Here is a 14326-nt window from a genome sequence, read left to right on the forward strand (position 1 = left end):
CACGGGCGGCACCGAAGAGCAGGAGGAGGTTCGATGCGGATCGACAGCGCGGTCCCGGTGAAGGCGTCGCCAGGAGAGGTGTTCGCCCTCGTCAACGACGTGGAGCGGGTGGCCGGCTGCATGCCGGGCGCCACGCTGGAGGAGAAGGACGGCGACGCCTGGTCGGGAAGGGTGAAGGTCAAGGTCGGGCCGATCACCGCCGCCTACGCCGGGACCGTACGGTTCCTGGAGGTCGACGAGGAGAAGCGGCGGCTGCGCGTACAGGCGCGGGGTGCCGACACCCACGGCAGCGGCGACGCCGAGGCGGAGGTCGGCCTGGAGGTGGCGGAGGCCCCGGAGGGCGCCGAGCTGCGGCTGACCACGGACCTCGTGATCCGCGGGAAGATCGCCCAGTTCGGCAAGGGCGCGGTCGCGGCCGTCTCCGACAGGATCCTCCAGCAGTTCGCGCGCAACCTCGGCAACCTCCTGGAGCAGGAACGGCACGGTGGCGCCGCACCGGTTCCGCGGCTAGCCGCAGCCGCCACCGCCGGGGGCGGCTCCGGCGCGGCGCAGGTGACGCCGGCCGCACAGGTTCCCCAGACGCCCGCCGCGGACTCCGAACTGAACGGCCTGTCGGTACTCGTCCCGCCGTCCGTGGCCAAGTACGCCCCGGTCGTCGGCGCGTTCGCCTTCGGCCTCTTCGAGGGCTGGCTGCTCAGCCGCGCCCTCGGCAACGGGAAACACGGCACGCACCGCTGCTGCACGGCGGCGAGGAGGCACCGATGAGCGAGGAGCCGTACGCGCAGAACGGCCGGAGCCGCTACGGCGAGGAGACCGACCGAACCTACGAGCGTGCCGGATTCGGCGCGCCGGTGCGCCGTGGCAGCAGGCCCGCGCTCGTCGTCGTCGATCTCACCCGCGGATTCACAGAGGACGCCTTTCCCTCCGGCGCCGACATGACCGAGGTGGTCGAGGCGACCGCGACCCTCGTGCAGGCGGCGCGCCCCGTCCGGGTCCCGGTCATCTGGACCGCGATCGCCTACAGCACGGCCGAGGCGCAGGGCAACTCGGTGACCTGGCTGGAGAAGGCGCCCGGCATGCGCGCCCTCGTCGAGGGCACCCGGGCCGTGGCGCTCGACCCGCGGCTGCCGCACAGGCCGGAGGACCAACTCGTCGTGAAGAAGGGCGCGTCGGCGTTCTTCGGCACGTCGCTCGCCGCCACGCTCACCGCACTGGGATGCGACACGGTGCTGGTCTGCGGCGCCACGACCAGCGGCTGCGTACGGGCCACGACCGTGGACGCCGTGCAGTCCGGCTTCCCCGTCCTGGTGCCGCAGGAGTGCGCGGGCGACCGTGCCCAAGGGCCGCACGACGCGGCGCTGTTCGACATCCAGGCCAAGTACGGGGACGTCGTTCCGCTCTCCGATGCTCTCGCCTATCTCGGCAAGCTTCCCGCTCCCGCGCTGCCCGGCCATCCGGCCGGCTGACCGCCGGCGCACGCCCGTCGGCGTCCCCCGACCCACCCGCTCGCACCACCCGGGCATCACCCGCACCACGAACCAGAGGAACCACACATGCCGGACCGGTTCATCACCCAGCCCGCACTCGCCGACCTGGCAGGCGTACCCGCCCGCAGCCGCTGGATCCGCTCCGGCTCGCTGCGGCTGCACGCCCTCGACTACGGCGACGGGACCGGCGGTGAGCGCGTGCCGATGCTGCTGCTGCCGGGGATCACCAGCCCCGCCGTCACGATGGATTTCGTCGCGCGGCGCCTGACCGATCTCGTACGCCCGATCGTCCCCGACATCCGCGGCCGGGGCTTCTCCGACGACGGCGACGGCTACTCGCTGGAGGCGTACGCCGAGGACACCGAGGCCTGGGTCACCGGCCTCGGTCTCCAAGGCCCCGTGATCGCGGGCCACTCGATGGGCGCCCGGATCGCGGCTGTCACCGCCGTACGGGCGAAGGTGGCCGTCCGCGGCACGGTGCTCGTCGACCCGCCCATGAGCGGCCCCGGCAGGGACCCGTACCCGACGACGCTGCCCGCCTTCCTCGGCCAGCTTGAGCAGGCGGTGCGCGGGACCGACGCCGACGAGGTGGCCGAGGCATGGCCGCGCTGGCCCCGCCGCGAACAGGAGCTGCGCGCACACTGGCTGTCCAGCTGCGGCGAGGAGGCGCTGCGGGCCACCCACCACGGCTTCGAGACCGAGGACTTCTTCGACTGGTGGCCTTCGGTGCCCACACCCACGGCGCTGCTCTACGGGGAGGACAGCCCGGTCGTCACGCCCGCCGGCGTCGAGGAGGCGACGGAGAGGCACCCGCAGGCCCGGCTGGCCGGAATCGCCGACGCCGGGCACATGGTCTTCTGGGACAACCCCGGCGCGGCTCTGGACGCTCTGCGCGAGGCCCTCGCCGCCATGCTCGCGTGAGCGGGCGGCGGGGTGCCGCGGGCGGTACGGGGATCAGCGCGCACGCCGGTGCCGGAGCCGGCGCGGGAACCGGAGCCGGTGCGGGAATCCGCGCCGGAACCCAAAGGGAGTCCCGCCCAAACCGGTGCCGGAGCCGGTTCGGGAGGCGCGGGACTGCCCGTCGCAAGGCCGTGCTTTAGTGGGCCCATGGCTGACAAGACCACACCGGCCTCGGGCACGGCTGCCCCTCCCGCTGCGCTGCTCGCCGCTCCCGGATATCAGGTTCGCCGCCTCTACCAGGCATACCTCGCGGCATGGGTGCGCAGCGTCGATCCGACGCTGACAGGCCCGCAGTTCGCGGTTCTCACCGCGGTCGACGCCGCGCCGGGACACGACCAGAGCGCGATGGCCTCGGCGGTCGCGCTGGACACCTCCACGATGGCGGACGTCGCCCGGCGCCTGGAGAAGCGCGGGCTGATAGTGCGCCGCACGGCCGCCGACGACGGGCGCCGCAAGCTCCTCTTCCTCACCGAGGACGGCGAGCGGACGCTGCGCGAGGCGGACGACCGCGCCCGGGCCCTCGACGAGCGGCTGCTGGAGGGTTACAGATCCAGCGCGGAGCGCAGCGAGTTGATGCGTGAGCTGACGCAGCTGGCGGACCACTGGGAGGGGCTCTCCGGGGATGCCTGAACCGCAGAGGTGACCCCGGTGGCCCGCACGCGAGGCCCGCCCCCGGAAAGCGAACGGTCAAGGGCCTTGCGCGACCAATTAGTACGTGTTCGGATTAATTCTGTGTGCGGCTGCTGCGCGCGCCGTACGCCGGAAAGACTGGAGGCCCCATGGCAGAGCACGCAGAGCACGCAGAGCACGCAGAGCAAGCAGAGCGCCCGGACCAGGTACGGAACGCGGACCACCACATCGGCATGATCGTCCCGAGCTCGAATCTGACGATGGAGACCGAACTGCCTCGCATGCTGCGGGAGCGGGAGGCGGCCGACCCGAGCGACCGCTTCGTCTTCCACAGCAGCCGGATGCGGATGCAGAAGGTGACTCCGGAGCAACTGCGGGAGATGAACGCCCAGACCGAGCGGGCCTCCCTCGAACTCGCCGACGCCCGGCCCGATGTCGTCGCCACCGCCTGCCTCGTGGCGATCATGGCGCAGGGCCCGGGCCACCACTGCACCGCGGAGGACGAGATCACCTCCGTACTCAAGGGGCAGGGCGCCGAAGTGCCGGTCGTCTCCAGCGCGGGCGCGCTGCTCAGCGGGATCGAGGCGCTCGGCGCGAAGCGCGTCGCGGTCATCACGCCGTACATGAAGCCGCTCACCGAGACGGTCGTGAACTACATCGAGGACGCCGGGAGCGAGGTCGTCGACTCGCTCAGCCTCGAGGTCCCGGACAACCTGGCCGTGGCCCGCCTCGACCCCGAGGGCCTGCGCGAGCACTGGCGCCGCCTCCACCTCGCCCGCGCCGACGCGATCGTGCTGTCGGCGTGTGTGCAGATGCCCTCGCTCCCGGCCGTGCAGTACGTCGAAGACGCCTCTGGCCTGCCCGTGCTGACGGCTGCGACCGCGACGACCTACCGCATCCTTACCGAACTGGGCCTGAAGCCCTTCGTTCCGGACGCCGGCGCGCTTCTCGACGGCGGGCACTGACAGCCGGCGGCGCCGTCCAGCCGACGCGCCTCAGGGCCGCCGGCCGATCTCGCACATCTCCCGCGTCCAGGTGCGCGCCTGTTCGGTGAGGGTGATGCCGAGGCCGGGGCGCCGGGGCACGCGCATGCGGCCGTCGCCGATCTCCACGCGCTCCTCGAACAGCGGATCCAGCCAGTCGAAGTGCTCGACCCACGGCTCGTACGGATAGGCCGCCGCGAGATGGAGGTGGATCTCCATCGCGAAGTGCGGTGCGAGCTGCAGATGCTGGTGCTCGGCGAGGGCGGCGAGCTTGAGGAACTGGGTGATGCCGCCGATGCGCGGAGCGTCGGGCTGGATGACGTCCGCCGCGCCTGCCCGTATCAACTCCCAGTGCTCCGCGACGGATGCGAGCATCTCGCCGGTGGCGACCGGGGTGTCCAGGCAGGCGGCGAGCGCCGCATGGCCCTGTGCGTCGTAGGCGTCGAGGGGCTCTTCGAGCCAGACCAGCCCGAAGTCCTCCATGGCACGGCCCATCCGCCGGGCCGTGGGCCTGTCCCACTGCTGGTTGGCGTCGGCCATCAGCGGCACGCCGTCGCCCAACTGCTCGCGTACGGCGGTGAGTCGGCGCAGGTCTTCGCCCCTGTCGGGATGGCCCACCTTGATCTTGACTCCGCCGATTCCGCCGGCGACGGAGGCCGATGCGTTCTCCACCAGTTCCTCGACGGGGGTGTGGAGAAAACCGCCCGAGGTGTTGTAGCAGCGTACGGAGTCGCGGTGTGCGCCCAGGAGTTTGGCCAGCGGCAGGCCGGCGCGCTTGGCCTTCATGTCCCACAGCGCGATGTCGAACGCGGCGAGGGCCTGCGTGGCGAGGCCGCTGCGGCCCACCGAGGCGCCGGACCACACCAGCTTCGTCCAGAGCCGTCCGATGTCGCTCGGGTCCTCGCCGATCAGATCGGGTGCGACCTCCTTGGCGTGGGCGAACTGGCCGGGGCCGCCCGCGCGCTTGGAGTAGCTGAAACCGATTCCCTCGTGACCGTCGTCCGTCGCGATCTCGGCGAAGAGCAGGGCCACTTCGCTCATCGGACGCTGCCGTCCGGTGAGCACCTTGGCGTCGCTGACGGGTGTGCCGAGGGGGAGACGGACGGAGGAGAGCCTGACCCAGCGGATCATGCCGGCGGCCGCGCCGGCGTCTTCCCTGTGCGCTGCGTCGAGGGCGCTGTGTGTCGTGTTCACGGCTGCGTCCCGGGAGTCGAGGTGTCTCGGGGCCGGGGAGTCCGATTCCGCTCCGGCGGCTGCACACCCATTGACCCCGCCTGGCCACAACCATAACCTCCATTCTCATACATGGACACCATCTCAGTATGGAGACAGCTCCGATGACCGAAGTGGCTCTGGTCTCTGCCGTGGGCGCCATGAACTCGCCCTGCAGACCGTGGCGTTCACATCACTGAACCGTCAGAGCCGTTCGTCCGACTCGTCCGTACGGGACCGCCGACGCCGGGCGGCGCGTGACCCACGCGATCCCGCAAGCACACACGCCACGCCTGAGGAGAACTGACGCATGCCCCTGGTCGCCGTCGGGATCAGCGTTCTGATCCTGCTCTTCCTGATGACCAAGCTGAAACTCAACGGCTTCGTCGCCCTGCTCCTGGTGGCCGTAGGTGTCGCCCTGGTCCAGGGAATACCCGCGGCGGAGATACCGGAGGTGCTCGCGGGAGGCATCGGGGACCAGATCGGCGACACCATGCTCACCATCGGCCTCGGCGCCATGGTCGGCCGTGTCATGGGGGACTCCGGCGCCGCCCAGCGCGTCGCCGGCAAGCTCATCGACGCCTTCGGCCGGCAGCGCGTGCAGGTGGCCATGGTGGTGACGGCAATGCTCATCGGCGTCACGATGTTCTACGAGGTCGCCTTCGTCATCATCGTGCCCGTCGCGTTCACCATCGTCAGGGTCACCGGGGCGAACCTGCTGTGGGTCGGACTTCCGATGTCGATCACCTTGTCGACCATGCACAGCTTCCTGCCGCCGCACCCCGGCCCGACCGCGGTGGCCGCGTCCTTCGACGCCTCGGTCGGACTGACGCTGTTCTACGGCCTGTTCATCGCCGTCCCCCTGGGCGCGCTCATCGCGCTGGTCTGGCCGCGGCTGCCGTTCGTGAGGGCGATGAACCCCTCCATCCCCAAGGGCCTGGTCAGCGAACGCGTCTTCACCGACGAGGAGATGCCGGGCATGGCCTGGTCGCTGTTCGTCGCGCTCTTGCCCGTCGTGCTGATCGCGGGCGCCGCCGTGACCGACATGGCCGCCTCCGGCTCGAACGGCTTCCTGCACTTCATCGCCTTCATCGGCTCGGCACCGATCGCGCTGCTGCTCACGCTGCTGCTGGCGGTCTGGGCCTTCGGCCCGCGGATCGGCCGCAGCCTGTCGGAGGTCAGCGCGTCGTGCACCTCGGCCGCCCAGGCGATGGCGATGATCCTGCTGGTCATCGGCGCCGGAGGCGCCTTCAAGCAGGTCCTCGTCGACGGCGGCATCTCCGACTACATCAAGGACGTCACCCACGGGTGGCCCGTGTCGCCGATCATCCTCGCGTGGCTCATCGCCGTGATTCTGCGCGTCGCACTGGGATCGGCCACGGTCGCCGTCGTCACCGCGTCGGGAGTGGTGCTGCCGCTCCTGGCGGGCAGCGGAGTCCACCCCGAGATCATGGTGCTCGCCGTCTCCTGCGGATCGATCGCCTTCTCACACGTCAACGACCCGGGCTTCTGGATGTTCAAGGAGTACTTCAACCTGTCGGTCATCGACGCGATCAAGGCACGCACGACGTACACGACGGTGCTCGCGGTCCTCGGTCTGGGAGGCGTACTTGTCCTCGAGTGGGCTCTTGACGCACTCAACCTGTAGGCGGACAGGGGTCGTTCAGGCGTCGTCGGCGGGGGGTTCGCCGCGCGCCCTGCGGCGGGCCTGCCCCGACACGCTGCCGATCGCGAGGCCGATCGGAATGCCCACCCCGAATCCGAGGGCGATGTTGTCGAACACGAGCAGCCCGAACACCGAACCGAGCATCATGCCGATGACGATGCCGTTCATGTAGCCACCCCCGCTCGCGCCCGCGCCCGGAGTGCCGCTCTCCTCGTTTCCGTCAGCCATCGGGCCATTGTGCGGGGGCGGCGGCTGCTTTGGCGAGGCGTACTGCAGGAACGCCGTCCACTCATCGACTCCGGAGGCGGGCTCCGGCCTCCGGCAGGCAGGTGTAGATGCGGCCGGAGCAGGGCAACAGCAATCGAAGTACGATTGCTGTTGGACAAGGGTTCGCCCGGCAATTGCTGGTCGGTGGTATGAGACCTTTCGTCGGACGGACCGGAGTCACGGATATGAAGCGCCGGTCCGGCTCGTGCCGGTATTCGGTCGCGCTTGGTTCGGAGGGTCCTGAGATGGGTGACAGCCGTCCCCGGCCTGTTCAGCCGCCGCAGCGCGGGCCGTCCGGGCGCGGGTCGCGCGAAGCGGCCGAAGTGACCGCTGAGGTCATCGAGTTGCTCGAAGTGCTCTGGGAGAAGGGCAGGGACGCGGCGTCCACTTCTCCCGTCTCGGCTTCGCAGCTGCGGGTGCTGTACTGCCTGGACCGCGAGGACGGGATGAACCTGCGGACCCTGGGGGAGAGCCTGGGTTCCGCGCCGTCCTCCGTCAGCCGCCTGTGCGACAGGCTCCAGGCACTGGGCTTTCTCGAGCGCCGTCCCAGCTCGGTCAGCCGGAGGGAGCTGGAGCTCCACCTGACGCGGCAGGGGAAGGACTACCTGCGCGGTCTGCGGCTCCGGCGTGAGGAGTCCCTGACCGCCACCATCGCCGCGATGCCGCCGAAGGCGCGTACGGCGCTGCTGGAGGGACTCACAGGGTTCCGGGACGTCGCGGAAGAGCTGATTCCCCAGCGGCGGCTGACAGTTCAGAAGCAGACCGGCAAGCCGGCCTGACCACCCTCGACGGCGTCCCCTTCACGCGGAGGGAGCCCCGTCTACTGCGCGAAGTTGTTCCTGCGTCGCACGCCCTGCTCCTGCGCGTCTCCTGCGGGCCCGCCGTATTCGCGCCCGTACCAGTCGAGGCAGAGCACGAGGGCGTCGTCGTCGAGCGGTGTGACTCCCCTGTAGTCGCCGAGTTCGCGGAGTATCGCCCGGGGCACCTGTGCCGCCGGCAGCAGCCTGTTGGCGTTCAGGGAGCGGCCGAGCGTGTGCTCCCCGTACCGCTCGCCGCCCTGTGACGCTGTGTCGTAGACGCCGTCGCTGGCGAAGAGCAGCCGGTCGCCCGGGTCCACTTGGAAGTGCTCGGCGACGAACGGGGTGTCCTCGAACATGCCCAGGGGAAGCTGTGCGTCGAATTCGAGCGCCTCGACCTTGCCCTCCCGCATCCTCCAGACCCTGGGGGAGCCGGCTTCGACCACTTCGACCCGCCCCGACTCCAGCTCGAAGCGCATCAGCAGCATCGATACGTACGCCGCGCCGCGGTACTGGGCGTAGACGGCCTGGTCGGCGAGGAACGCCTGGTCGGCGAGGCCGAGGCCGGCACGGCGGGCGTTGCGCATCGCGTTGACGGCGAGATTGCTGAGCAGGGCGGCATCGATGCCTTCGCCCATGCCGTTGGTGACGGCCACGGTGAGGTGATCGGCCGATGTGGACCAGTCGAAGTTGTCCCCGAAGATCGCGTACGCCGGTTCCAGGTGGGCACCGAGAGCGAACTCGGGCCTGCGGCATGAGCGTCCCGGCAGCAGCTGCCACTGCATTTCCGCGGCGAGAGTCAGACGGGCCGCCCGCCGGGCCAGTACGTAGAGATCGGTGTCACGTTCGGCGACCATGATCTCGTGGCCGAGTGCCTCGCTGAGCTGCGTGAGCTCCGGCAGAAGTGCCGGGGCAGCCGCGCTCTCGGGGACAGTGACTGACAGCACCCCTACGCGGTCGCCGCGCACGCTCACGGCCACATGGGCGGTCACTGTGTCCGCGCTGCGGTCCCGTGTCACGACCGGGTCCGGGGCGACGAACGCCTTGCCCTGCGGACTGCCGTGAATGGGTACCGGATCGGTGGTGAGCAGCACGGGCTCCACCAACTGCAGGCTCCGTACCCCGTAGTCGGCCATGCGCAGCTGCACGCCGACAGCGTCGTAGTGCCGCCGCATCGCCGCGTCGACGACGTCGAGCAGTTCGTGCGGGGCGGCGGCGCGCAGAGCACGCTCGACCTTGGCGGTTCTGTCCACTTCTCCTGTTTCCGGCCAGGCCCGCATGGAGCAGGGCGCCCGGCTGTGGGGTCCTCGTGACCACGTCTTCCGCGTCAGAGTACGTGCACACGGAGTCTTCACTTCCACGTCGGAAACGTGAAGACAGTCACACCTTCCTGTGTGGCGGGCGAAGAGAAAGTCGTCCCGGGGGTGTGGCGTCCGGCGTCTCGGGCAGGTAGAAACATGCAGGACGACAACAATTGCCGTACGGAGGCTTTCATGGGTGTCACCACCGCGCCGACGGCCGGCGCCACGGACGACAGGGCCGATACGGCAGGCAACGCCGAACTGCCGTTGATCACCGACCCGCAGGCCGTCGCGCCGAGAGACGCGCGACGCATGACACAGCTCTTCCTTCAGCGCCTCGACGAACTGGAGGAGGGCACCGCCGAGTACCAGTACGCACGCAACACGCTGATCGAGCTGTGCCTCCCCCTGGTGGGCTTCGCGGCGAAGCGCTTCCACCAGCGGGAAGACCAGCACGAGGACATCCGGCAGGTCGGAACGATCGGGCTCATCAAGGCCATCGACCGGTTCGAGGTGAACCGCAACGTCGAGTTCACCTCCTTCGCGATCCCCTACATCACCGGCGAGGTGAAGCGCTTCTTCCGGGACACCACCTGGGCCGTGCACGTCCCCCGCCGGCTCCAGGAGCAGCGCATCGCCCTTGCCCGTGCGACCGACCAGCTGGAGGCGCGGCTGGGCAGGTCGCCCAGCACCGGGGAGCTGGCCGAGGCGATGGAGATGACAGCCGAGGAGGTCAGCGAGGCGCAGATCGCTGCCAACGGCTACTCGACGCACTCCCTCGACCTGTCCACCCAGGAGGATGCCGACACGGACGAGGGCAGTACGCTGCTCGGCCGGGTCGGCCACTGCGACCCGGAGCTCGAGAAGATCGAGGACCTCAACTCGCTCAAGCCGCTGCTCGCAGAACTGGAGGACCGCGACCGCAGAATCCTCGAGATGCATTTCGGTGAGGAACTCACACAGCAGCAGATCGGGGAAAGGCTCGGTCTCTCGCAGATGCACATCTCGCGTCTTCTGCGCAAATGCCTGGACGGTCTGCGGACCGGCATGACGCAGGACTGAAGTGAGGTTCTCGCCGGTGATCCGCTGCTGAGCTTCTTCATCCGCCCCGCGCGCGGGGCGGCAGCCGGGGCAGGTGGTATCGGTGGCAGGCCGAGAAGAATGAATGCGGCATGAATGGCGGGAGCGTCCGAGGGGGCCGCTCCCGCCATTCATGTTCGTGTGCTTCCCTCACTCACTTCCCTAGCGCGCGACCGTTCCTCAGGGGCATCCCGATGTCTTTCCGGCGTCCACGCTCTGCTGCAGCACATCGCATGTGTACTGGAATTCGTCCATGACCCGGGTGGCCTCCACAAGCAGAATTCCGTACGGCTGTGTCAGGTCGCTGACCGGAAGTTCGCATGCCTCTGCCTCATCGACGAGACGGGAGCGCTGCTCCTGTGACTCCGCCGCGGCCGAGCACAACTCGCGCGCCTGCTCCAGCAGGTGATCCTCATCGATCCGGCTGAACAAGTCGGTGATGTGAGCCAGCGACGAGAGAAAGTCACCGTAGTGCTGGAGGAAGTCGTCGTAGGTCTCCCCGTCCGCTCTCCCGTCGTGCCACTGATCCAGGCTGCGGACCAGGGAACCCACCTGATGCGTGACGCGCCCGAGGGCGTCCACCACCTCCTTGTAGCCGGAGAAGCTGGTGTGGCTCCCATGGCGGCGCAGCAGCCGGCGCGGGTTGTAATGCGCGCTCTCCTGGGCTTCCTGCACCGACGACTGCGCCTGGCGCACGAGCCCGGGCAGATCCTCCGCACGCCGGCGCCAATGGCGTGTGCGCTCCCCGTCCATCTTCCGTTCCCTGAGAGCCGGATAGATGTCGCCGACGAGGTTGCAGAGCGAGTGCGCAAGCGTGTGGATTCCGTGCTCGGCGCTGCGGTACCGCATGGGCGGGAGAACCGTCACATTCACCAGGACGCCGACCGCGCATCCGATCAGGACGAGCAGGACGATCTGGCCCAGCTGGCTGACGCGTTCGGTGTTTCCGGAAGCCGACACATAGGTGGAGAAGGCGAAGAAGGCCGCCGTCGTGACCTGAGAGCCCTGAGAGCCCAGGTGCCGCCACCGGCCTATTGCCAAGGCGACCAACGACACCAGCACGAACGTCAGGAGTTCCGGGCCCGCCAGGAAACCGAGCGCTCCCTGCAGAGCCACGCCAGTGGACACGGCCCCGACATAGCGCAGAGCCTGAACCACGGATTGATAAACGGTGACCTGCATGATGACGACGGCTGAGAACGGCGCGAATGCCGGGGACCGCGCGCCGATATGGTCATGAGCGATCACCCATGAAATCGTGGCTGCCAGTGCGCATTTGGCGATCAGTGCGACGGTGTGCCGCTCGTGCCCGTCGGAAGCGGCCGCGCGGCTGAGCCATTGCCTGGTCCGTGCCCCCAAGCCCTGGTCCGCCGCCTGCCTTTGATGTGGTGGCGCCGCTGTCTCGGACAAATTTCTCTCCCTACAGGTGTTGCCGGCGGACCGTGGGTTCCCCACAGTGCTGATCCATAACGTCGTTGTGACCGACGTCTCTGTGACACCGGACCGCTGTCAGGAGGGGAATGGAGGATTTCGGCTACCTCGCGTAACCTGCGCCGCATGAATACGACCGATGCCAGTCCTTCCCTGACTTCCGTCCCCGGACCGACGAATACCGCAACACGCAAGCAATGGCTCAGGAGGCGCCTGGAGAAACTGATCGGAATCGCCGCCACCGAAGGCAACGATCTCCGTGTGCTGCGCAACGGCGACGAGATATTCCCGGCGATGCTGAAAGCCATCCGCGCCGCTCGATACACCATCGACATGATGACGTTCGTCTACTGGCGGGGCGATATCGCCCGCGAGTTCGCGGGCGCGCTCGCCGCCCGTGCCCGGGAGGGCGTACGAGTACGGCTGCTGCTCGACGGGTTCGGCAGCCGCCTCATAGAGCAGGACCTGCTCGACGACATGGCCGACGCCGGCGTCCGAGTCGTCTGGTTCCGCAAGCCGCTGTGGATCTCCCCGTTCAAGCAGAACCACCGCTGTCACCGCAAGGCTCTGGTGGTCGACGAACGGGTGGCCTTCACCGGCGGTGTCGGCATCGCCGAGGAGTGGTCCGGCAACGCCCGCAACGAGAACGAGTGGCGGGACACTCATATAGAGGTGCGGGGCCCGGCAGTCGACGGCATCGCGGCGGCTTTCGCCCAGAACTGGGCCGAAACGCATCACGAACTCTTCGACGACAGCGATCGTTTCATCGAGCACGACGTTCACGGGTCGTCAGTGGTGCAGGTGACCCGCGGTTCCGCCAGTTTCGGCTGGCAGGACATGCAGACGCTGATTCATGTGGTCCTTGAGACGGCTCAGGAGCATGTCCGCCTCGCCACCGCCTACTTCGCACCGGACGAGCACTTCATCGGTCTTCTGTGCCGCGCGGCTCGTCGGGGCGTGACGGTGGAGGTGCTGGCGCCGGGGCGCTGCACCGACAAACGTGTGTGCCGGATCGCGGGACAACGGCACTACTCCGCGCTCCTGGACGCCGGAGTCGAGATCCGCGAGTACCAGCCGACCATGTTCCACGCCAAGATCATGACGATCGACGGGGTGGCCGCCCTGATCGGCTCGACCAACTTCAACCGCCGCTCTCTGGACCACGACGAGGAGGTGATGCTCACGGTGCTGGACGAGGACTTCACCGCCACCCTCGACCGTCAGTTCGCCGAGGACATGCAGGTGAGCCGTGTGGTCGATCCCGTACGGTGGGAGCGAAGGGCCTTCGCACAGCGCGCACTTGAGACTTCGGTCCGCCCGATCCGCCGTTTCCTGTGAGGGCTCGCGGCGGCACGCGTCAGACCGCGAACTCCACGAACGACGACCAGGCATCGGCACCGAAGGAGAGCGTGGGCCCGAAGGTGACCTTCGAGTCCCGTACGTGGACGGTCCCTGGGCATGCGGCGATTTCGAGGCAGTCGCCGCCCTCCCCGTCGCTGTAGCTGCTCTTGAACCAGCTCAACTCACCAGTCGTGAACTCGTCAGTGCTCACAGTTCCCCTAGTCGCTTCTCGATGAAGGCCAGTGACTCACGTGGAGTGAGTGCTTGCGCACGGATGATTCCATGCCGGGCGGCGATCGAGCGGACTTCCTCTCGGGCCGAGGCAGTTGTGCTGCGGCCTTGCGCCTCCATGTAGGCGACCTGCTCGCCTCCCTTAGGGCTGAGCAGTTTGAAGGGGCCGCCCAGACCTGCGTGGTCCTCCCTGCCGCACGGCATGACCTGGATTTCCACATTGCGCTTCGCGCCGACGAGGAGCAAGTGCTCCAACTGGCCGCGTAGTACGGGACTTCCGCCGAGCGGCCGCCGGAGAACCGGCTCCTCGATGACGAAGCTCAGCGTGGGCGCAGGGCGCCGCTCGAAAATCTCCTGGCGCGCCATACGGGCCGCGAGCCTTTGCTCGACGGTGTCCTCGTCGAGCAGCGGGCGGCGCATGCTGAAGACCGCGCGGGCGTAATCCTCGGTCTGCAAGAGCCCGTTGATGATGTGGGTGTCGTAAACGTGCAGCTCCACCGCCTCCGCCTCCAGCCGCGCCGCGTCGCGGAAGAACGCCGGGTAGCGCGCCCGCGCGACCTCCTCCTTCATCGCGCTGAGGAGGCCGCCCGCCTCCAGCACGCGGTCCGCCGCGTCGATCATCTCCGGCTTCGGGATGCGGCGTCCCCGCTCCACCGAGGCGACGTGGTCCGCGCCGTACCCGATGCGCGAGCCGAGCTCCGCCTGGGTCAACTCGGCGCGCTCCCGCAGGAGTTTGAGCTGTCTGCCGAAGCACTTGAGGAAGGCGCCCGAGCCCTCACCGTCCGCTCCCTGGGTGGTCATATTCCGTACCTCCGCACCGCCTCGTGGCCCTCACGGCGGGTAACGACGGTCAGACCGGTCAGTGCGCGCGCCGCACCGGTACAGCCGGTCTCCGTACCCCGTGATCTGCTGGTCACAGTAGGTGCGGGCGGACAGGCTC

General features: G+C 68.9%; 15 protein-coding genes. 9 read left to right on the top strand and 6 right to left on the bottom strand.

The features are described from left to right. Positions 1 to 33: 33 nt before the first annotated feature. The 5 genes from AN215_RS27580 to AN215_RS27600 all read left to right on the top strand — a co-directional run bounded on the left by AN215_RS27580 (position 34) and on the right by AN215_RS27600 (position 4042). A complete protein-coding gene (locus AN215_RS27580; RefSeq protein WP_070010498.1) occupies positions 34 to 765 on the top strand; it encodes an SRPBCC family protein in 732 nt (243 codons plus the stop codon). After that, the gene (locus AN215_RS27585) at positions 762 to 1466 is read left to right on the top strand and encodes an isochorismatase family protein (RefSeq protein WP_070010497.1); all 705 of its coding nucleotides are present in this window, start codon (positions 762 to 764) and stop codon (positions 1464 to 1466) included. The genes AN215_RS27580 and AN215_RS27585 overlap by 4 nt, the downstream gene beginning before the upstream one ends. Before the next feature lie 87 nt (positions 1467 to 1553). Then, entirely contained in the window at positions 1554 to 2408 is an 855-nt protein-coding gene (locus AN215_RS27590) for an alpha/beta fold hydrolase (protein ID WP_070010496.1), read from the top strand. Between the two features lie 186 nt (positions 2409 to 2594). Further along, complete coding sequence (locus AN215_RS27595) at positions 2595 to 3077, top strand: MarR family winged helix-turn-helix transcriptional regulator (RefSeq protein WP_070010495.1); 483 nt, start codon at positions 2595 to 2597, stop codon at positions 3075 to 3077. A gap of 233 nt (positions 3078 to 3310) precedes the next feature. After that, positions 3311 to 4042, top strand: coding sequence for a maleate cis-trans isomerase family protein (locus AN215_RS27600; RefSeq protein WP_070011278.1), 732 nt, complete (start codon positions 3311 to 3313; stop codon positions 4040 to 4042). 30 nt (positions 4043 to 4072) lie between these two features. Here AN215_RS27600 and AN215_RS27605 read toward each other — a convergent pair whose 3' ends face one another. After that, entirely contained in the window at positions 4073 to 5191 is a 1119-nt protein-coding gene (locus tag AN215_RS27605; protein WP_070011277.1) for an L-talarate/galactarate dehydratase, read from the bottom strand. A 391-nt stretch (positions 5192 to 5582) separates the two neighbouring features. On the opposite strand from AN215_RS27605, the gene AN215_RS27610 reads away from it, so the two are divergent. Further along, entirely contained in the window at positions 5583 to 6920 is a 1338-nt protein-coding gene (locus AN215_RS27610) for a gluconate:H+ symporter (protein WP_070010494.1), read from the top strand. Positions 6921 to 6935: 15 nt separating this feature from the next. Here the strand turns inward: AN215_RS27610 and AN215_RS27615 are convergent, their stop codons facing one another. Next, positions 6936 to 7166, bottom strand: coding sequence for a hypothetical protein (locus AN215_RS27615; RefSeq protein WP_070010493.1), 231 nt, complete (start codon positions 7164 to 7166; stop codon positions 6936 to 6938). 284 nt (positions 7167 to 7450) lie between these two features. On the opposite strand from AN215_RS27615, the gene AN215_RS27620 reads away from it, so the two are divergent. Beyond that, positions 7451 to 7984, top strand: a complete 534-nt coding sequence (locus AN215_RS27620; protein ID WP_070010492.1) for a MarR family winged helix-turn-helix transcriptional regulator — start codon at positions 7451 to 7453, stop codon at positions 7982 to 7984. A 41-nt stretch (positions 7985 to 8025) separates the two neighbouring features. Here AN215_RS27620 and AN215_RS27625 read toward each other — a convergent pair whose 3' ends face one another. Continuing rightward, a complete protein-coding gene (locus AN215_RS27625; RefSeq protein ID WP_070010491.1) occupies positions 8026 to 9255 on the bottom strand; it encodes a PP2C family protein-serine/threonine phosphatase in 1230 nt (409 codons plus the stop codon). Between the two features lie 240 nt (positions 9256 to 9495). On the opposite strand from AN215_RS27625, the gene AN215_RS27630 reads away from it, so the two are divergent. After that, positions 9496 to 10365, top strand: coding sequence for a SigB/SigF/SigG family RNA polymerase sigma factor (locus AN215_RS27630; RefSeq protein WP_070010490.1), 870 nt, complete (start codon positions 9496 to 9498; stop codon positions 10363 to 10365). A 198-nt stretch (positions 10366 to 10563) separates the two neighbouring features. Here AN215_RS27630 and AN215_RS27635 read toward each other — a convergent pair whose 3' ends face one another. Beyond that, complete coding sequence (locus AN215_RS27635; RefSeq protein WP_079123460.1) at positions 10564 to 11793, bottom strand: FUSC family protein; 1230 nt, start codon at positions 11791 to 11793, stop codon at positions 10564 to 10566. A gap of 147 nt (positions 11794 to 11940) precedes the next feature. Here AN215_RS27635 and AN215_RS27640 point away from each other — a divergent pair, with 147 nt between their 5' ends. Next, positions 11941 to 13152 carry a phospholipase D-like domain-containing protein gene (locus tag AN215_RS27640; RefSeq protein WP_070010488.1) on the top strand — a complete coding sequence of 404 codons (1212 nt, stop codon included), beginning with the start codon at positions 11941 to 11943 and terminating at the stop codon, positions 13150 to 13152. A 19-nt stretch (positions 13153 to 13171) separates the two neighbouring features. On the opposite strand, the gene AN215_RS27645 is transcribed toward AN215_RS27640, so the two are convergent. Next, a complete protein-coding gene (locus AN215_RS27645; protein WP_070010487.1) occupies positions 13172 to 13366 on the bottom strand; it encodes a DUF397 domain-containing protein in 195 nt (64 codons plus the stop codon). Continuing rightward, positions 13363 to 14187: a helix-turn-helix domain-containing protein gene (locus AN215_RS27650; protein ID WP_070010486.1), complete on the bottom strand. Its 825-nt coding sequence runs from the start codon at positions 14185 to 14187 to the stop codon at positions 13363 to 13365. Before AN215_RS27650 ends, AN215_RS27645 begins: the two co-directional genes overlap by 4 nt. Positions 14188 to 14326 lie beyond the last annotated feature (139 nt).

The sequence above is a fragment of the Streptomyces abyssalis genome, from assembly GCF_001751365.1.
Classification (GTDB): domain Bacteria; phylum Actinomycetota; class Actinomycetes; order Streptomycetales; family Streptomycetaceae; genus Streptomyces; species Streptomyces abyssalis.